We start from the raw sequence: 16,078 nt of genomic DNA on the forward strand, positions 1-16,078 counted from the left end.
TAATTGAAATTTATGAATACCTCTGAACATCAAAATAATAATCACAAAAACAAAAGCTCTGATTTTTTAGAAAAAAATTTTTTTAGTTTAGAAAGGTTTATCCGAAGATTGATTAAAAACTGGTATTGGTTTCTAGTAGCCTTCATCATTGGGTGGACCATTGCTTTTTTAGTCAATCGCTTTTCCGATAGATTTTATCAATCATCTACGACAGTTAGCATATCTTCTGGTACTTCGAGCGTTTTAGCTCCTAATCAATCCATAAATTTTATATGGGGAGGAAATTCCGGTGCTACACAAGGTATATACTATAAAAAATTATTGACTTCTAGAACACATAACGAAAATTTAGTTAAATCACTAAATCTATATATAAATTATTATTTGAAAGGTAATATAAAAACCACTGAAATCGATTATGTAGATGTACCTTTTAAAATTACAGTAGATACAAGTTATGCGCAAGCATTATATTATGATGTTAAAGTAGATGTACTTCCAAATAATAAATTCAAACTAACTTTTCCAGATAATCTAAATGATACTTGTTTCCTTTACACAAATGAAAGTTATTTTTTACGTAAAGATAAATACGTTAAAGAAATTATAGTTCCTATTAATACTTGGGTTAAAACTAATAATTTAAAATTTAAAGTCGTAAAAAATACGGAGTATGGAGGAAGATTCGGTGATAATTTCAAAGACCTTAGTTATTATTTCTATCTTTCATCCATCAATTCTTCTGTATCTAAAATAAAATCATTAGTTTCCATAGATTTTGATCAAGATCTTCCTTCCATCATGATTATTACTAAGAAAGGTCTCAGTCTTAATGGAACTATTAATTTTTTAAATAAATCTGTTGAAGAAATTATTAAAAGAAGACTTGAAGATAAAAATAAAGTTAATTTAAATACCATTGAGTTTATTAAAAAGCAACTTATAATTACTAAAAAGAAATTAGATAGTGCGACAGTAATATTTCAAAAAGTCCAGGTTGATAATAAAATATTTTCTAATAGTGATGTAAGTACTAATGTGTTATTATCAAAAATTCAAGCATTAGACCTTAATAGAGAAGAATTAAAATCGAAAATCGATGCTTTTAATCAATTAAAAAAATCGATATTAAATAAAAATTTCTATAGTAACGGTGAAATATTAGGATTATCGGATACAAATTTAGATGGACTAATTGATAAAGTTCAAACTTTAGAACTTGAAAAGAGAGATTTATTATTAATTTATAGAGAAAATTCTGAACCCATTAATGAAATAAACTTTAAAATTGATAATGCAAAGAATAATGTAATAAAAATACTTGAAAGTTCATCTAAAGATCTTTATACCAAATTAAAAAATGTTACTAGTCAAATTAGTAATTTAGAACTTGATATTGAATCTTTACCTGAAAAAGAACGAATGTTCATAAATGCTCAAAGAGGTTATTTACTAAATGACGGAATTTATAATACACTCTTGGATAAATTATCTGAGGCAGAAATGAGAAAAGCCACTACAATTTCAGATATTACTGTATTAGATAAAGCAAAAAATACCGGACAAGCCCCCATTACTCCCAACATTCAACAGAATAAATATAAATTTATAGGAATATCATTATTTATTCCATTTATTTTGCTTTTTATTATTGAACTAATAGATAACAAAATAAAATTAATTTCAGATTTGAAATCGGTTACTAAAATTCCAATTATTGGTACTATAGGACCCAAAAATACCGAGAATAATTTAGCTGTTTTGGCAAGACCAAAATCAAGTATATCTGAAAGTTTTCGGGCTATTAGATCCAATTTAAGGTTTTTATATAATGAAAAAGAGATTAAAGGTGGAAAAGTTATTTTAATAACGTCTTCAATAGGTAGTGAAGGAAAAACCTTCATAGCAATTAATTTAGCGTCTGTTTTAGCTTTAAGCGGTAAAAAAACGGTATTGGTTGGTATGGATTTAAGAAAACCTAGAATTTTCGATGATTTTAATATTAGTAATAAAATTGGATTATCAGCTTATCTTTCAGGTACCAATTCTTTAGATGAAATTCTTAAAAAAACAGAATATGAAAATTTAGATATTATTCCGGCAGGACCTATACCTCCAAATCCGGGTGAATTATTAATTAGTATGGAAAATGAAGAACTGATTAAAAAATTAAGAACTATGTATGATTATATCATTATAGATTCTCCACCGGTTGGTTTAGTTATCGATGCATATGATCTTATGTCTCTTTCTGATGCAAGAATATATGTAGCAAGATGTAATTATACATATAAACAACTACTTAAAGGTATTAACGATAAATACAATAATGATGAAGTAAATCATATCGGTATTATTTTTAATGATTATATTAATCCGAGAGGATATGGGTATGGATACGGGTACGGATATGGGTATGGATACGGGTATTTTGAAGAAGATGAAAACTATGACAATTCATTATTTACTCGAATAAAACGTTTATTTAAAAAATAATTATCAAAAAGGTTGGAACATATTCCAACCTTTATTATAAATATATCTACCTCAAAATTTTCGTATATAACATAATTAATCGTAAGTGAAAAAGCTTATCATTATAGGAGGCGGAGCTTCCGGATTTTTTTTAGCATCCAATATTAATTCCAATAAATGGGAAACAATTATATTAGAACAAGCTAAAAGTCCCCTTCAGAAATTAAAGATATCGGGCGGAGGAAGATGTAATGTTACTAACGCTTGTTTTATACCTAAAAAACTGGTAAAGTTCTATCCTAGAGGATCCAAAGAACTTTTAAGTGTATTTAATCATTTTCAACCATCTGATACATTTGAATGGTTTGCTCAAAAAGGCGTTAATTTAAAAATTGAAAATGATAATAGAGTATTTCCCGAAACTAATTCTTCTCAAACCATTATAGATAAATTTATAGAGCAAGCAAACAAAAAAAATATTGAAATTAATTACAATTCAACTGTAATTAACCTAAAAAAAATAAATGATAAATTTGAAATAATTACCACTCAATCCACTTATTATGCTGATGCCCTAGTGGTTGCAACAGGAAGTTCCTTAAAAATGTGGAAAATCCTAAATCAATTAGGTCATACCATCATTCCTCCTGTCCCTAGCTTATTTACCTTTTTATGTGATGATCCACTGATTCACAATTTACAAGGAATTTCTTTTCCTGAAGCAGAAATACATATACCTTTATTAAAATACAAGGAATTCGGATCTTTACTTATCACGCATTGGGGTATAAGTGGGCCTGCCGTATTAAAATTATCTGCATGGAGTGCCCGGGAATTATATAATCTTAATTATAAATTTGTCGTACGGATAAATTGGATTTCTGAAACTTTTGATAAGGTAAAAGAAGCATTAATTCAAGAAAAAGAAAACCATCCTAAAAAATCGATTTATAGTGTAAAACTATACCATTTAACTCATCGATTTTGGAATAATCTTTTAGAACATCTGCAAATTAACGATAAAAATCTAGCCGATTTAAGTAAAAAAGATATTAATAAAATAGCAGAATCACTTACCAATACGCAATTATCCATTAATGGAAAAAATACGCATAAAGATGAATTTGTAACAGCCGGAGGAGTAGATTTAAAAGAAATTGATTTTCGCACTATGCAATCTAAATTAATACCTAATTTATATTTTGCGGGTGAAGTTTTAAATATTGATGCATTAACGGGGGGATTTAATTTTCAAGCATGTTGGAGTGAAGCATATATCATAAGCCAACATCTTAATTCATTAAATTGAAATTTAAATTTTATTTAGTAAATTGAAAAATAAAATTTGAATTAACTATTATAAAAGCATTTTAAAAATTTTAACCATGATTTCATTAGAAACCTATTTAAAACATGTGAAAGATCTTATCATATAAATTATTTATTATTTTAAATACCAAACATCAGTTAGTGCCGACAAGCTACCATTTTATATGCTCTCTTCTACTAATAAAAAATTATTTAACTAATATGAATTTTAAGTTTCCGTTCATTTTAAATAAAAACATTATATCCTTATAAAATAATTTTGTAACAATCTAATAATATTTATATTTCATTTTTATACTAACTAATACTCAAATTATATGAAACCTTTCTATTCTATTTTAATCTTATTGGTATTTAATTTGTCATTTTCACAATCAATAAATTTTGAAACGATAAAAGATAATGTAACGGATAGGAATTCGTCCTATTATTATGATCAATTAATATCTGAATTCTTAAATAATACGTCTGCCTACCATAATGAGAAAGTTAAATCGTATTATCTTTATTTTGGTAAACTATATTCTTCATATCATACTAAGTCTTTGGAAGGAAAAAACAATTATTTAAAATTCATGAAACAAATAGCAGCTAAAAAATATACTAAAGCAGTTATTTTAGGAGAAGAATTACTAAAAAATGATCCGGTTAATCTTACGGTAATTTTAAATCTAATTATATGTTATAATGAGAATAAAGAAAATGAAGAAAGATTAAAACTATTAAAAAATCAAGCTGAAATTTTAATGAGAGCTATTGCTGATTATGGAGATGGAAAAAGTAAGGAAACCGCTCTTAAAGTTATTTCATTAAGTGATGAATTTGCACTTTTAAATTATATGGGAATTAATCTAGAAATGTATAGTAGAAATTCAGAAAAGCTAAATTCAACTACTATCTTAGATATTTGGACTAAAGAGCAGAAATATCAAAAAGATAAAAGAAATAAAATTTATATAGAGGTTTTTGCAGAACCTTCTGTTAAATAGAATAACTGAATCTTCTTTGTAGATCACCACTTAGTTTATAAACTATTAGTACAAATAACTTATATTTACAAAAATAATATTTATGATAGTCCACGATTTCAGTAAATCTAAATCCATTTTAAATCATTTTGTAGGAGAATTAAGAGATGTTACTATTCAGAAAGACAGAATGAGATTTAGAAAAAATTTGGAAAGAATAGGTGAAATTTTAGGTTACGAACTAAGTAAGACGTTAGAATACCAGACTGTTAACATTACTACTCCCTTAGGTAGTAAGCCTACAGAATTGATTATCCAGCAACCTGTACTATGTACTATTTTGAGAGCGGGATTACCTTTACATCAAGGAATGATGAATTTTTTTGATCAAGCAGAAACCACATTTGTATCCGCATTTAGACATCATCCGAACAGTAATAAAGAATTTGAGATAGTGGTTGAATATTTGGCAACCCCTTCTTTGCAAGATAAAACATTAATAATTTCTGATCCTATGCTGGCTACCGGTGAATCTTTGGCAAATGTTTATGAAGTTTTATTAAGTCAAGGAAAGCCTAAGAAAGTACATATTGTTGCAGCCATAGGCTCCAAACCGGGAATTGATTACATTAAAACTAAATTACCTGAAAATTCAGAATTATGGATTGCGTCTGTTGATGATGAATTAGATGAAAATAAATATATCGTACCGGGATTAGGAGATGCCGGTGATTTGGCTTTTGGAAAAAAATTATCCAAATAGATAAAGCAGATTTCTTTTTTTAGCGAACATAATAAAATAAAAAAAAGAGTAACGTTTAATTTAACTTACTCTTTTTTTGATTGAATAATTATTAATAACTATTTAAAATAAATAAAAATATCTTTTTTAAAATTTCAAAATTTATTTTTTGAAATATTCTTCTTCGTAATCACAGATTCGTTGAACTTTTGGAGCAGAACCGCCACCGCTAAATTCTGACTCTAACCAAGTATTCAACAAACTTTTCGCAAGTTCATGACCAATTACTCGTTCACCAAAACAAATAATTTGTGCATTATTACTTTTTCTTGCTCTTTCAGCAGAAAAAGGATCATGACAAACCGCTGCTCTAACTCTCGGTATTTTATTGGCTGTTATTGCCATTCCTATACCCGTTCCACACGTTAACACAGCTCTTTCAAATTCTCCTGCTGCTACAGCTTTTGCTACTTTTGCTGCAACATCCGGATATAAAACCACCTCTCCTTTTTCAGCACCAAAGTCTTTGACTTCATATCCTAATTTTTCTAAATGATCTTTTAAGACAATTTTTAAAGCATACGCTGCCTCATCGCAGCCTATTGCTATTTTTTTCTTACTCATAATATTGTTTGTGTGTTTTAGTTAAATCTTTATTAAGATTTCTTTAACAAATATAAGTACTATTTAGCAGTTTACCAACAGAAATTTTAATTTTTATTCACAATTGTAAATAATTTTAACTTTAAGTTAGCAAAAAAATATTTTGTAAAAAATTACAATACAATTAAATACATTAAAAAACTCAAGTAAAAATCTGATGAAAATTTTTTATTGATTTCTTAAAATTATCTTAAGAAAAAAATAAATGTTAATAAAATTAATACTATTGAAAAGTAATATTTCTTTATTTCACGGAAACAAATTTTAAAAATCTTGATAGAAATTAAGATAAATAGGTAAATTATGAACGGGGTAGCCGGAGCAATTAACACACAATTTGTTTATAAATAATTTAGCAATAATTATAATTCATCTTTTAAAAATTTTGCAGTATAACTGCTTTTATTTTTAACTACTTCTTCCGGAGTACCTTGTGCAATTATTTTACCTCCTTTATCTCCCCCTTCCAGTCCGATGTCAATAATATAATCTGCTGCCTTAATAACATCGAGGTTATGCTCTATAATAATAATTGAATTACCTAAATTTACCAAACGATTAATTACTTCCATTAAAATTCTGATATCTTCAAAATGTAAGCCTGTAGTTGGCTCATCCAATATATAAATGGTATTCCCTGTTTGTTTTTTACTTAATTCTTTAGCTAATTTAACTCGTTGAGCTTCCCCTCCCGATAGGGTTGTTGATTGCTGTCCTAAAGTAATATAACCTAAACCTACTTCTTGTAAGGTTTTAATGATGCGATGAATTTTAGGGATTGGCTGGAAAAAATCTACAGCTTCATCTATGGTCATATCCAATACATCTGAAATAGATTTACCTTTGTATCTTACCTCTAAAGTTTCTCTGTTAAATCGTTTTCCATGACAGGCTTCACAATGAACATATATATCCGGTAAAAAATTCATTTCAATCAATTTCAATCCGGAACCTTGACAAACTTCACATCTTCCTCCTTTCACATTAAAAGAAAACCTACGCAATTGATATCCTCTTATCTTTGATTCAGGCAATTGAGCAAACAAGTTTCGTATATCTGTAAAAACTCCTGTATAAGTTGCAGGATTGGATCTTGGAGTTCGACCAATTGGCGATTGGTCTACATCTACAATCTTGTCTAAAAATTCTATGCCTTCTATCTTCTTATAAGGAAGAGGTTCTTTTTCAGCACGATAGAAATGTTTGTTTAATATAGGATATAATGTATTAGTTATTAACGAAGATTTTCCACTACCGGAAACTCCGGTTATGCAAACCAATGACCCTAAAGGTATATCGAGGGTTACATTTTTTAAGTTATTTCCTGTACATCCTATCAATTTTAAATGATTTCCATTTCCTTTTCTTCGTTCCTCGGGTATGGGAATTTGTAACTCTCCATTAATATATTTTGCAGTTAATGTATTTGCTTTTGATATATTTTGTGGTTTTCCTTCCCAAACTACCTCACCTCCTCCCTTTCCGGCCAACGGTCCCATATCAATTACATAGTCTGCATTTAGGATCATATCTTTATCATGTTCCACTATTAAAACAGAGTTTCCTAAATCTCTAAGTTTTTTTAAAGAGTCTATTAATTTAATATTATCGCGTTGATGTAGACCAATGCTGGGCTCATCTAAAATGTATAAAACATTGACCAATTGAGAACCAATTTGTGTAGCCAAACGTATTCTTTGAGATTCTCCACCGGATAAGGTCTGCGAGGGCCGATCCAAACTAAGATAATCTAAACCAACGTCAACTAAAAAACTAAGTCTCTTGGAAATTTCTTGAATTAAATCTTTAGCAATTATTTGGTTATTTTCAGATAATTTTGTAGGCAATTCATGAATCCATTCACTTAATTTTTGTAAAGAAAAATGGGCTATTTCCGAAATGTTTTTGTTATCAATCTTAAAAAATAAACTTTCTTTTTTTAAACGAGCTCCCTCACAAACCGGACAAATTCTGTCTTCAAATACCTGAGTTTTAAATTTTCGAGATTCTTCTTCATCTTTTCCGGTGGACAAACGAGTTATATAATCAATGATTCCTTCAAAATTTACTTTATAGGTCTTCTTAATTTGAGCATAATCTAAATCTAAGGTAACCTTATCATTTATTCCATAGAGGATTTCATCTTTTGCCTGTTCAGAAAGTTTTTCCCACGGAGTAGACATTGTAAAACCATTCTTTTTTAGTATAACATCTATTTGAGATAAAATCCATCCGGTATGACTAAGTTCTTCAAAAATTGGAAAAACGTTTTTATCAAAAGATAATTTGGGATTGGGCACTAACTTATTTATATTGATTTCCTTAACTCTTCCTAGTCCGTTACAGTGCTCACACGCTCCTTTAGGAGAATTAAAAGAAAAAGTATTTGGCTCTGGCATTTGATAAGAAATCCCGGTACTAGGGCACATTAAATTACGACTAAAATATTTTCCCTGCTCCTCTCCTTGCTTCAAAAGCATTATGGTACCCTCTCCATATTGCATGGCTAACCGTATCGATTGTATGATCCGTTGGGTATTCTCTTTTGTATCTATAATCAGCTTATCTATTACAACCTCAATATCGTGAATCTTATAACGATCTAACTTCATATCCGGAACAATATCCATTAATTCTCCATCAACTCTAACTTGTAAAAAGCCCTTTTTAGCAAGATTTGCAAACAACTCTCTATAATGTCCTTTTCTTGATCTAATTAATGGCGCTAAAACTAACACCTTTTCTCCTGAAAAATCCTTATAAATTAAATCAGTAATTTGATCTTCCGAATAAGTAACCATTTTTTCACCCGTCTTGTATGAAAATGCATTCGAAGCTCGTGCATATAACAATCGAAAAAAGTCATACAATTCTGTTACGGTCCCTACGGTTGAACGTGGGTTTTTCGATGTGGTTTTTTGTTCAATAGCTATAACAGGAGATAAACCATCTATTTTATCTACATCCGGACGATCTAAAGTTCCCAAAAATTGACGTGCATAGGCTGAAAAGGTTTCGATATATCGTCTTTGACCTTCTGCATATATTGTATCAAAAGCCAAGGAAGATTTTCCACTTCCACTTAAACCGGTAATTACTACTAATTGATTTCTGGGAATTTTAAGAGAAATATCTTTGAGGTTATGTTCTCTTGCTCCATAAATATTTATATAATCCTGACTCATTATAGGTTATCTCAAGTTAATCGATAAACTGACTTAAATTAAAGTAGTGCGCAAAGATATGAAAATTTGCTTTTTTTAGTGATTTCTGTATTTTATACCTATTTATTACACAAATAATCATACCAAATCTTTTTTAATTATTATAAATTGAGAATATATATATAATTATATCCGTATAAATTAAATCTTTTTATACATGATTATATGAATAACTTTTATTACTAATCTATTTTTTAAATTATTATCAAATTATTCTCCCATAAAATTTATTATTTTTTATAAAAAAGATTTTTTCTTAATTAAAAATATAAAAATACTATTAAATAGGTAATAAAAATATTTGTTTAATAGTATATTTAATCCTTTTTATTGTTTTAAAATTTCATAAATATTTTTAAGGTTATATACTGATCAATCTGTACAAATTTGAAATATAAATGGCTAAAAATTATTAAAATAGTTCAACTAATAAACTGATACATTTTTTTTAATTTTTACTTTATGTTTATTTTTTTTAATAAATATATATTTATATAGTAAATATTAAAATTAAATTTATATTTGCAAAAAAATTTAAAATTATATGCCTATGAAATAAAATAATTAGAATAATATAAACTCCTATCTTTATTCAATACCGATCAGCAGCTTCTAAAATTTAATAAAATTAATATATTTAATTAGTATATAAGAGGAATATGTAAGGAGTATAATTAAAATCAAGCTGCATATTTATAACTAACTACTTTAAAATTGCAAAATGAATCAAAACGGAAAAGCTACGAAGAAAAAAAGTAAAGGCTGTTTAATAGCTTTAATTATAATGATAATAGCATTTATAGGAGCTATATTTTTCTTTATAATTATGCCAATCTTCTTTATCAAAAAATCAACTGATGCCTATTTAAATAATACCGAACAAAAAATAGAACAATCCAAAAATTTAGTATATAAAGATGTCTTAGTTTTTAAAGGAAACGGTAAGAAAAAGTCAGAATCATTTCACCTATCAGGAAATGGAGCTAAAATAATTTATAAATATTCTTCAGGCGCTAATAATATGGGAATATTTAATGTATATGTTGTAAAAGAAGGTAATGATATCATGGTACAAGGAGGAATTCCAGAAATCTTTATTACATCCGATAAAGAAGAAAGTGAAACAATTATTAGAAAACGTGAAGGAGACTATTATTTAGATGTAGATGGTTATGGCAATTGGGAAATCATAGTTCAAGATAAACAATAAGTTAAGGGTTCATTAATGAACCCTTTCATATATATTTATAAAATAATAAAATTTTTTGACAGAGTTTATTTAAATGCTTAAATGTTATTAATTATTTAAACAATACTTATTTTTTAGGTTAAGCAATCGAGTAAAACTTAATTATTGTAATTTTGCAAGTTTTAATTGAATTGATAACCATGAAAGAATACGTTTTTGAATTAGTTCGACAAATCCGCTTCGTTGACATTATTGAATTTATAGGAACATTTGCTTTTGCAATCAGTGGTGTTCGGGGTGCTGCAACAAAAAAATGCGATTGGTTTGGTGCTTTTGTTTTAGGTTTTGTTACTGCCGTTGGAGGAGGAACTTTTCGAGACCTTCTTTTGGGTATTACTCCTTTTTGGATGCTTAATAGTATCTATGTATGGTGTACTCTTTTCTCTTTGTTATTTTATATATTTCTACGTGAGCATCTTAATCATTTAAATAGTTTCTTTTTTTGGAGTGATAGTATCGGTCTTGGATTATTTGTTGTTGTAGGCGCTGAAAAGGCTATGTTGTTAGGATATGACTCTTGGGTCATAGTGATTATGGGAACTATTACAGCTGTTTTAGGTGGAGTAATTCGTGATATTCTTTTAAATAAAGTCCCTCGAATCTTTAAACGTGAAATTTATGCTTCTCCCTGTATAGTTGGAGGAATTTTTTTTGTAACGCTTCAATTCTTCAACTTTAATTTACCATTTATTAGTGCTGTAACTATCGGAATTGTAGTTTTATTAAGATATATAGCTGTTAAATGGGATTTACAAATCCCTAAACTTAAAAGTGAAAAACTTTAAATCATAGTATGTCTTTACTTTATAACCTAAATTTATAAATTAAATAAGAAGTTAGACCATTTCATTTTAAAAATTTAAAATATACATATTACTATATAAAAAGAAAAAGGGAGTTTAAACACTCCCTTTTTTAATATCCTATGGTAAATCTTTGTTGATGATGTTTTGGATTTTCAAGTTCGTCAACCATAGCTTTCGCATAATCCTGAACTGATATTTTACTGTTCCCTTGATCATCTGTAATAAGATTGTCTAATCCTAAACGATATTTTCCTGTTCTTTCTCCCGGCTCAATAGTTCCGGCAGGTGAAAAGAACACCCAATCCAGCTCTTTTTCCGGTAAAAATTGATCTTTTAAGACTAATGCTAAGGCCTTAACTCCCGGTAAAATTTCATCCGGAATGGCTCCAGAATCTACAACGGTTTTACCCGGAGCTACCAATAAGCTTCCTGCTCCACCAACCGCTTGTAATCTCTTAATACCCGCTTTTTTAACAGCCTCAATTATTGATTGATATCCTTTTATTGTATCATCGTAAATATTCGGATTAGTCCAGCCCGGATTATATGCACTTATTACTGCATCATTATTTTTTAAAACTTCTGCTAATTTATCTGTGTTAAATACATCTGCACTTACCACTTTTAAATTTTTATCGTCATTTTTAATTTTATCAGCCGAACGAACGATTGCTGTTACTTGGTACCCTCTGCTCAGTAATTCTTTTACTAATTGTGACCCTATAAATCCTGAGGCACCTATTAATGCTACTTTTTTCATAATTTGTATACTAATATTAATAATTAATTCTTTGATAACTTATTTTCATATAATAAATGAGATTTCCATATTTGTTTTCCCTAAAATTTCATACTGAAATCTTGAAGAGTTACTCCTTCCAGTTTTTTAAATACTACCTCTTCAATAGTTTCATTCAATTCTCTAATGTTTTGATTAATTTTTTTTCCAACACAACATAAAGGATTGGGAGATGGTAAAAGTTTTCCTACTAGCGATTGATTGTAAACACTTAAATAAATTTCAGACAATGCAATTTTTTCAGGAGATTTTAATAATCTACTTCCCCCTTTCTTTCCTTCTTTTGTTTCTATAAAACCATGTTTTTGAAGATTGGTTAATTCATTCCTGACTATAACAGGATTAAGATTTAAACTTCCTGCTATATAAGCTGACGGTAGCCATTGATCCAAATTTTTTGCCAAAAGAGTAAGTATATGCATGGAAACTGTAAAATGGCGGTCATTCATTACTGTAATATTTTTAATTACAGTTCAAATATAAGTTTTTTTTATAAAATATTTACATATTTATTAAGTTATTCAATATTTATTAAAATAAATTAGCAAACTATTATTCTAATTATTTTGTATTGTCTCTATTTCAAAATGAATTAGTCTCCGATATATAACTTTTATTTACTAGTTATACAGAGCTTATAATAACAGACATTAAAAATAGGGATTCAAAGAAATGTTACAGTAATAAGATACAACAAAAAAAGAGCTATTAAAATAGCTCTTTCATAAGTATAAATATATTAGTAAATTCTATTTCTTAAGAAAACAGGTCTTTAAAACAATACTTGAACCGTCAATTTTACAATCTACTTCTTCCGGATTATCAGTTAATCGGATGCTTTTTACTTTAGTTCCTCTTTTAATTACCATAGAAGAACCTTTTACTTTAAGATCTTTAATGACTGTAACCGCATCTCCATCTTGAAGTTCAGCTCCGTTGCTATCTTTAACTATTGAATTTCCCGCCGATTCTTCTCCCGACCATTCATAAAAACAATCCGGGCATACATAGGAAGTACCATCAAAATAAACATTTTCCATTGAACATTTTGGGCACTTTAAAACATCTGTCATTATTTTTTCTTTTTAAAGATTACTAAATTTAATTGGGATGCAAATATAACTTATTTAAACGCAGAGAACAAATATTCAATTTACTATTACATTTATATTATTCTTTTCTCTAATTATTTACCAAGTATTTTTCCATATTTTAAAAAACATGTATATATAGGTTTTTTTATAACTACATAAATTATTCTTTAATTTATAAGATTCTTTTAGTCAAAATAAAAAAGTTTACCTTTGTTTTATTTCGACAAATTCATTTACCATGAAAGATAGAATTGTTGTAAAGATTGGAAGTCAGCTGTTAACCCGTAAGGATGAAACTCTTGACATTACCCAAATGTCTGATATCGTTGATCAGATTGCCGAACTTCATGAAAATAATACGGAAATCATTCTGGTTTCATCCGGTGCAGTAGCGTCCGGTAAAAATGAATTTAAAACCCATTCAAAACTTGACAGTATTTCAGCTCGCCAGTTATATTCTTCTGTTGGACAGGTAAAATTAATTCATAGATATTACGACCTATTTAATCAACACGGGATTCTATGCGGACAAATCTTAGCAACTAAAGAAGATTTTTCTACACGTAGGCATTATTTAAATCAAAGGAATTGCATGAATATTATGCTTGAAAATCATGTGATTCCAATTGTAAATGAAAACGATGCGATTTCCGTTAATGAACTTATGTTTACGGATAACGACGAATTATCAGGCTTGATAGCTGCTATGATGGATTGCAAAAAATTGATTATTTTAAGTAATATCGATGGAATTTACACCGGCGATCCTTTAGACCCTGAATCTAAGCTCATAAAAGAAATAGACAGTTCAAGTGATCCTATTGAGGATTATATACAATCTAAGCGGTCGACTACCGGAAGGGGCGGAATGAAAACCAAATATAATATAGCTAGAAAAGTAGCAGAAGAAGGTATAGAAGTTATTATTGCCAATGGAAGGGTGAAAAACATCATTTCTCGACTTGTAAATGGCGTTGACACACCTTCCACCCGATTTATTCCCGCGTCTAAAGAAATTTCGGGCGTAAAAAAATGGATCGCCCATTCTGAAGGTTTCGCTAAAGGAGAAATACATATTAATGAAGGAGTAAGAAAAGCTTTATTAAATTTTAAAGCCGTCAGCATATTACCTGTAGGCGTATCTCGGATAGTCGGAAATTTTGAAAGTGATGATATTGTTCGCATTATAGATCACACCGGAAAACAAATTGGAATAGGCCGATCTTCCTATTCCAGCGTAAAAGCAAAAGAAATTTTAGGACAGGCCAACAACAAGCCGATCATACATTACGACTATTTATATATTGAAAAATAAATGATGTCTACTATTCAACAAAATATTTTTACCTCATCCGTTAAAGCAGTAAATGAACTAAATTTAGTTGATATTGATAAAATCAACCAAGTTTTAGAAGTTCTTGCCAAAGAAACTGAAAATTCTATTCCCTTTATTCTTTCTGAAAATAAGAAAGACATAGAAAGGATGTCTACTTCCGATCCGAAATTTGATCGGTTGCTTTTAACTGAAGAACGCATACAAGATATAGCAAAAGATATTCGCAAAGTTGCCTCTCTTCCCTCACCTGTAGGAAAAATAATTTCAGAAAAAATTCTTTCCAATGGTCTTAAGTTATCTAAAATTACAGTTCCTTTCGGAGTTATAGGAATTATTTATGAAGCCAGACCGAATGTAAGCTTCGATGTATTTTCTTTGTGTTTAAAATCGGGTAATGTTTGTATTTTGAAAGGAGGCTCTGATGCTTTTTTTTCTAATACAGCGATTGTTTCGATTATTAAGAGGGTTTTACTACTAGAGGGTTTGAATCCCGATATTTGTAATTTATTGCCCGCTGATCGTTCTTCGACTTTACAATTATTGAACGCATGTAAATATGTTGATCTTCTTATTCCAAGAGGAAGTAAAGAGCTTATTAATTTTGTTCGTGAAAACTCGAAAATCCCAGTAATCGAAACCGGTGCAGGAGTATGTCATACTTATTTCCACCGGGAAGGTAATTTAGAAATAGGAAAAGAGATCATCTTTAATGCTAAAACCCGAAAAGTTAGCGTTTGCAATTCGTTGGATTGTTTACTTATTGATAAGGAAAGAATACAGGACCTTACCGATTTGTGTAAAAAATTAATTGAGAAAAAAGTAGTTATTTATGCGGATGAACCTGCATACGCTCAATTAGAAAACTCTTATCCATCCAATTTACTGCATAAAGCAACTTCCGCAAATTACGGAATGGAATTCTTGGATTATAAAATGTCTATAAAAACGGTAAATTCTATTAAGGAAGCAATTGAACATATAGCGAACTACGGATCCAAACATAGCGAAGCAATAATAAGCGATAATAAATCATGTATAAAAATTTTTGAAAAGCTGGTAGATGCCGCTTGTATTTATGTTAATACTTCTACTGCCTTCACAGATGGCGCACAATTCGGAATGGGTGCAGAAATAGGGATCAGCACGCAGAAAATGCATGCACGAGGTCCTATGGCTCTGGATGAATTATGTTCTTATAAGTGGATTGTAGAAGGTAAAGGTCAAATAAGACCGTAAATAATTTAGATAGTAGCTATACCATTTTTATTTCTTAAATTAATAAACTTTTCGGTTTTTAAATTCAGTATAAAAATTGGAATTTAAAAAAGATGAATGATTTATCTTTATATGTAAAAAATTTCATTAAATATAAATTTTGAAAATAATAAAAGGC

At 28.8% G+C, this 16,078-nt stretch carries 13 protein-coding genes; 8 read left to right on the forward strand and 5 right to left on the reverse strand.

What is annotated here, in order from left to right:
• Positions 1 to 12: 12 nt before the first annotated feature.
• The 4 genes from GFV01_RS05905 to upp all read left to right on the forward strand — a co-directional run bounded on the left by GFV01_RS05905 (position 13) and on the right by upp (position 5,535).
• Positions 13 to 2,496 (forward strand): exopolysaccharide transport family protein, encoded by a 2,484-nt coding sequence (locus GFV01_RS05905; protein WP_160565546.1) that lies wholly within the window; start codon positions 13 to 15, stop codon positions 2,494 to 2,496.
• A gap of 85 nt (positions 2,497 to 2,581) precedes the next feature.
• Positions 2,582 to 3,784 carry an NAD(P)/FAD-dependent oxidoreductase gene (locus GFV01_RS05910; protein WP_160565548.1) on the forward strand — a complete coding sequence of 401 codons (1,203 nt, stop codon included), beginning with the start codon at positions 2,582 to 2,584 and terminating at the stop codon, positions 3,782 to 3,784.
• Positions 3,785 to 4,121: 337 nt separating this feature from the next.
• Entirely contained in the window at positions 4,122 to 4,793 is a 672-nt protein-coding gene (locus GFV01_RS05915; protein WP_160565550.1) for a DUF4919 domain-containing protein, read from the forward strand.
• An 82-nt stretch (positions 4,794 to 4,875) separates the two neighbouring features.
• The gene (gene upp / locus GFV01_RS05920) at positions 4,876 to 5,535 is read left to right on the forward strand and encodes a uracil phosphoribosyltransferase (protein WP_160542359.1); all 660 of its coding nucleotides are present in this window, start codon (positions 4,876 to 4,878) and stop codon (positions 5,533 to 5,535) included.
• Between the two features lie 141 nt (positions 5,536 to 5,676).
• Here the strand turns inward: upp and rpiB are convergent, their stop codons facing one another.
• Together rpiB and uvrA are read right to left on the reverse strand one after the other, a co-directional pair.
• On the reverse strand, positions 5,677 to 6,138 hold the full coding sequence (gene rpiB / locus GFV01_RS05925) for a ribose 5-phosphate isomerase B (protein WP_160565552.1): 462 nt from the start codon (positions 6,136 to 6,138) through the stop codon (positions 5,677 to 5,679).
• A 401-nt stretch (positions 6,139 to 6,539) separates the two neighbouring features.
• Positions 6,540 to 9,362, reverse strand: a complete 2,823-nt coding sequence (gene uvrA, locus GFV01_RS05930; protein WP_160565554.1) for an excinuclease ABC subunit UvrA — start codon at positions 9,360 to 9,362, stop codon at positions 6,540 to 6,542.
• Positions 9,363 to 10,122: 760 nt separating this feature from the next.
• Between uvrA and GFV01_RS05935 the strand changes: the two genes are divergently transcribed.
• Complete coding sequence (locus GFV01_RS05935) at positions 10,123 to 10,611, forward strand: hypothetical protein (RefSeq protein WP_160565556.1); 489 nt, start codon at positions 10,123 to 10,125, stop codon at positions 10,609 to 10,611.
• A gap of 179 nt (positions 10,612 to 10,790) precedes the next feature.
• Entirely contained in the window at positions 10,791 to 11,435 is a 645-nt protein-coding gene (locus GFV01_RS05940; protein WP_160565558.1) for a trimeric intracellular cation channel family protein, read from the forward strand.
• A gap of 130 nt (positions 11,436 to 11,565) precedes the next feature.
• Here GFV01_RS05940 and GFV01_RS05945 read toward each other — a convergent pair whose 3' ends face one another.
• From GFV01_RS05945 to GFV01_RS05955, 3 genes are all read right to left on the reverse strand, one after another.
• The gene (locus GFV01_RS05945; protein WP_160565560.1) at positions 11,566 to 12,216 is read right to left on the reverse strand and encodes an NAD(P)-dependent oxidoreductase; all 651 of its coding nucleotides are present in this window, start codon (positions 12,214 to 12,216) and stop codon (positions 11,566 to 11,568) included.
• Between the two features lie 80 nt (positions 12,217 to 12,296).
• Positions 12,297 to 12,704 carry an Rrf2 family transcriptional regulator gene (locus tag GFV01_RS05950; protein ID WP_160565562.1) on the reverse strand — a complete coding sequence of 136 codons (408 nt, stop codon included), beginning with the start codon at positions 12,702 to 12,704 and terminating at the stop codon, positions 12,297 to 12,299.
• 300 nt (positions 12,705 to 13,004) lie between these two features.
• The gene (locus tag GFV01_RS05955; RefSeq protein ID WP_105297050.1) at positions 13,005 to 13,328 is read right to left on the reverse strand and encodes a zinc ribbon domain-containing protein YjdM; all 324 of its coding nucleotides are present in this window, start codon (positions 13,326 to 13,328) and stop codon (positions 13,005 to 13,007) included.
• A gap of 259 nt (positions 13,329 to 13,587) precedes the next feature.
• Here GFV01_RS05955 and proB point away from each other — a divergent pair, with 259 nt between their 5' ends.
• Together proB and GFV01_RS05965 are read left to right on the forward strand one after the other, a co-directional pair.
• Positions 13,588 to 14,664, forward strand: coding sequence for a glutamate 5-kinase (gene proB / locus GFV01_RS05960; protein ID WP_160565564.1), 1,077 nt, complete (start codon positions 13,588 to 13,590; stop codon positions 14,662 to 14,664).
• A complete protein-coding gene (locus GFV01_RS05965; RefSeq protein WP_160565566.1) occupies positions 14,665 to 15,921 on the forward strand; it encodes a glutamate-5-semialdehyde dehydrogenase in 1,257 nt (418 codons plus the stop codon).
• Positions 15,922 to 16,078: the final 157 nt, after the last annotated feature.

This window comes from Apibacter sp. B2912, from assembly GCF_009827835.1.
Taxonomy (GTDB): domain Bacteria; phylum Bacteroidota; class Bacteroidia; order Flavobacteriales; family Weeksellaceae; genus Apibacter.

Bases quoted from the DNA above. Each gene is read 5' to 3' on its own strand.
- GFV01_RS05935 (WP_160565556.1), top strand. From the start codon at position 10,123: ATGAATCAAAACGGAAAAGCTACGAAGAAAAAAAGTAAAGGCTGTTTA.
- GFV01_RS05955 (WP_105297050.1), bottom strand. From the start codon at position 13,328: ATGACAGATGTTTTAAAGTGCCCAAAATGTTCAATGGAAAATGTTTAT.
- GFV01_RS05940 (WP_160565558.1), top strand. From the start codon at position 10,791: ATGAAAGAATACGTTTTTGAATTAGTTCGACAAATCCGCTTCGTTGAC.
- GFV01_RS05950 (WP_160565562.1), bottom strand. From the start codon at position 12,704: ATGAATGACCGCCATTTTACAGTTTCCATGCATATACTTACTCTTTTG.
- upp (WP_160542359.1), top strand. From the start codon at position 4,876: ATGATAGTCCACGATTTCAGTAAATCTAAATCCATTTTAAATCATTTT.
- uvrA (WP_160565554.1), bottom strand. From the start codon at position 9,362: ATGAGTCAGGATTATATAAATATTTATGGAGCAAGAGAACATAACCTC.
- rpiB (WP_160565552.1), bottom strand. From the start codon at position 6,138: ATGAGTAAGAAAAAAATAGCAATAGGCTGCGATGAGGCAGCGTATGCT.
- proB (WP_160565564.1), top strand. From the start codon at position 13,588: ATGAAAGATAGAATTGTTGTAAAGATTGGAAGTCAGCTGTTAACCCGT.
- GFV01_RS05905 (WP_160565546.1), top strand. From the start codon at position 13: ATGAATACCTCTGAACATCAAAATAATAATCACAAAAACAAAAGCTCT.
- GFV01_RS05945 (WP_160565560.1), bottom strand. From the start codon at position 12,216: ATGAAAAAAGTAGCATTAATAGGTGCCTCAGGATTTATAGGGTCACAA.
- GFV01_RS05915 (WP_160565550.1), top strand. From the start codon at position 4,122: ATGAAACCTTTCTATTCTATTTTAATCTTATTGGTATTTAATTTGTCA.
- GFV01_RS05965 (WP_160565566.1), top strand. From the start codon at position 14,665: ATGATGTCTACTATTCAACAAAATATTTTTACCTCATCCGTTAAAGCA.